At 35.5% G+C, this 2,490-nt stretch carries 3 protein-coding genes; all 3 read left to right on the forward strand.

The window, feature by feature from the left end; genetic code table 11:
* Positions 1-50: 50 nt before the first annotated feature.
* The 3 genes from ACIR310F_RS27650 (at position 51) to ACIR310F_RS0120210 (ending at position 2,256) form a co-directional block, all read left to right on the forward strand.
* Positions 51-386, forward strand: a complete 336-nt coding sequence (locus ACIR310F_RS27650; RefSeq protein WP_028085394.1) for an HNH endonuclease — start codon at positions 51-53, stop codon at positions 384-386.
* Between the two features lie 308 nt (positions 387-694).
* Positions 695-859, forward strand: coding sequence for a hypothetical protein (locus tag ACIR310F_RS26450; RefSeq protein ID WP_196803262.1), 165 nt, complete (start codon positions 695-697; stop codon positions 857-859).
* Between the two features lie 35 nt (positions 860-894).
* Positions 895-2,256, forward strand: a complete 1,362-nt coding sequence (locus ACIR310F_RS0120210) for a helix-hairpin-helix domain-containing protein (protein ID WP_028085395.1) — start codon at positions 895-897, stop codon at positions 2,254-2,256.
* The last annotated feature ends 234 nt before the right edge of the window (positions 2,257-2,490 follow it).

Below are 2,490 nucleotides of genomic sequence, written 5' to 3' on the forward strand. Positions count from 1 at the left end.
TTAGGCGACATACAGGATATGCTGTGAAATAAGTTTGTTTTTCTATATCTATGTTTAAGTTCCATGAAGAATTGCATATAAGAGCGTCCGAACTAAAATCATGCTTTTATTGCTCTTGTTTACTTCCGGCCTCAATACAAGAACACATATTTAATGCTTCGTGGGCTGGTTCTCATCAAACAGGACAACTAATTTGTGATAATTGTAACAAAAGCTTCGGGGAAAGAGTTGATAAAGCATTTTTAATATATACAAGTGCGGTGATGAATGCTTGGTCATTTAAAGGCAAGCGTCACAAGTCACTACCTACCATCGAATTAGAAGGAAACTATTTCCTGGATGCAGGGGCAAAATTAAAACTATCGCTATCCTTCTGTTTTGCGTAAGTCCTGTATTTATATAATGTAAAATGCTATAATCAAACAAGTGTAACTTATTCTTATTAATTATTCAAGATAAATCCCTGGATGACATTATTCAAGAAATGCAAAAACAAGCTCAAGACAGGGGGTTAACTCAAGAAATTTTAGATGAGATTCTTCAGTGCGATCGCTGATCTCGTCGGTTGGGTTGAGGAACGCAAGCCAACATCAATATTGCTGTTAGAGAGTGTTTGTTGGGTTTCATTTTATTCAACCCAACCTACAGTGCTAAAGTGATTATTGCCATAATTACGAAAAATTACACCATTCCTATGAATGACAAACTCCAGACTAAAAAAGACAATCTACAAGCAAACACTAATGTGGAAATAAGTCAAGAACCAGAAACCGAAAAAGTTTTATGTCCCCATTGTCAACGCACTGCTACAAATGGTATTAAATGTAAAGGTATTTGTGTGGCTGATAATGACTATTAAGCTGTAAATAAACAAATTTAGAAAAGCTAAGTAATATGGTTAAAATAATTTCTCGTACTTATGTCGGTCAAGCCAATGTTTATGATATTGGTGTGGAAAATGACCATAATTTTGTGATTAAAAATGGTTTTGTCGCTGCCAATTGTTTCAATAAATCTCACTCTACTGCTTACGCTTACGTCACCTATCAAACATCATATTTAAAAGCAAATTATCCATTGGAATATATGGCCGCGCTATTAACTGCTAACAGTGGTGATACTGACAAAGTACGCAAGTATCTTGATAATTGCTCTAATATGGGGATCACTATTGATGCACCTGATGTTAATCGCTCTGGTTTAGATTTTACTCCGGTGGATGGGAAAATTTTATTTGGATTTTCGGCGGTGCGAAATGTGGGACAAAATGCCATAGTTAGTATCTTAGAAGCAAGAGAACAATCAGGAGAATTAGTCCCATTTCAATCTCTCGCGGATTTTTGCGATCGTGTTGATTTACGAGCTATGAACCGACGTACTTTAGAATCACTAATTAATTGCGGAGCTTTTGATAAAATTGAACCTAACCGCAACCAATTAATCCATGATTTGGAATTAGTTTATGAGTGGGCCCAATCCCGTGCTAAAGATAAGGCTAGTGGACAGGGAAGCATTTTTGATTTATTAGGAAGTGGATTTGCAGGTAATAATAATCAAGTTCAAAAAAACACTTTTGAATCTGCTCCAAAAGCTCCTCCTGTTAATGATTTACCACCTCAAGAAAAATTACGCATGGAAAAGGAATTATTAGGATTTTATTTATCAGACCATCCTCTCAAATCTATTAGACAATCATCGTCGGTCCTTGCACCAATTAATTTAGCACAACTGGGTGAACAAAAGGATGATTCTATCCTTTGTGCAGTAGTAATGTTGAATAATGTTAAAAAAGTCATGACAAAAAAAGGTGAACCAATGGCAATTTTGCAGGTTGAAGATTTATCTGCTGCTACGGAAGCTGTTGTTTTTCCTAAAACTTATGAACGCATTAGTTCTATACTGGCAGTTGATGCTAGATTAATTATTTGGGGTAAGGTAGATCGTCGTGATGAACAAAGTCAATTTATTCTGGAAGATGCGGAAACTGTAGAAACGGTAAAAATGATTTTATTAGAACTTAGTCCACAACAAGCGGGGACTATTGAAGAACAACATCGTCTCAATATGATTCTTAAAGCTCAAGCTGGAGATAAGGATAAATCAAAAGTACCAGTAATTGGTATTGTTCAAGCAGGAAATCATCGAGAAATTGTCCGGTTTGGTAGACAGTTTTGGGTACAAGATTCGGGAACAGCATTGCAAGCATTACAAAATGCTAATTTTCACGCTGATCTTAAACAATTAACTAGTGGTTAAGCATAAGCATAAAGATGACACATTTTGGGGATTTATCCAAAAACTCTCTCAATTTTCTATTTCTTTATGTATTTAATGTCTTTCTTTAATAGACTCTACTCATTAGTAAGGTCTGTTAATAAGACTAGAGATGTTTATTCTCCTATTATTTATGTATGAATTGTCATTAGGACTTACGCAAGATTCATGGAATAACGAACCACAGAGGCACAGAGGTCACGGAGAAATGAGGAT

This window comes from Dolichospermum circinale AWQC310F (assembly GCF_000426925.1).
Taxonomy (GTDB): domain Bacteria; phylum Cyanobacteriota; class Cyanobacteriia; order Cyanobacteriales; family Nostocaceae; genus Dolichospermum; species Dolichospermum circinale.

Coding starts and splice junctions, on each gene's coding strand:
- ACIR310F_RS26450 (WP_196803262.1), top strand. CDS start 695: ATGAATGACAAACTCCAGACTAAAAAAGACAATCTACAAGCAAACACT.
- ACIR310F_RS0120210 (WP_028085395.1), top strand. CDS start 895: ATGGTTAAAATAATTTCTCGTACTTATGTCGGTCAAGCCAATGTTTAT.
- ACIR310F_RS27650 (WP_028085394.1), top strand. CDS start 51: ATGTTTAAGTTCCATGAAGAATTGCATATAAGAGCGTCCGAACTAAAA.